Origin of the sequence: Mesorhizobium sp. M2E.F.Ca.ET.209.01.1.1, assembly GCF_004010375.2 — a bacterium.
Classification (GTDB): Bacteria; Pseudomonadota; Alphaproteobacteria; order Rhizobiales; family Rhizobiaceae; genus Mesorhizobium.
In genome coordinates, this window is sequence record NZ_SADP02001322.1 from 1 (window position 1) to 282 (window position 282).

Consider the following 282-nt stretch of genomic DNA (forward strand, 5'->3'; position numbering starts at 1 on the left):
CGAAGTGATGCGCGGCGCCTTTGCCGGCGTGCCCAAGGGGCAGTTGGAAGCGGCCCGCGCCTTCGGCATGAGCCGCTGGAAGATTTTCCGGCGCATCTGGCTGCCACAAGCCTTCTACAGGGCGCTGCCAACGCTGACCGGCGAGACCGTGCTGCAGCTGAAATCGACGCCGCTGGTGGCGACGATCAGCGTGATCGATATCTTCGCGGTCTCGTCCAAGGTGCGGCAGGACACCTACCTCACCTACGAGCCCCTGCTGCTCTTGGCGTTGATCTATATGGC

At 63.8% G+C, this 282-nt stretch carries 1 protein-coding gene; it reads left to right on the forward strand.

From position 1 onward, the window contains the following. Positions 1-282, forward strand: a 282-nt coding sequence (locus tag EN852_RS40250; RefSeq protein WP_135880007.1) for an ABC transporter permease subunit, incomplete at both ends; no start/stop codon positions are given.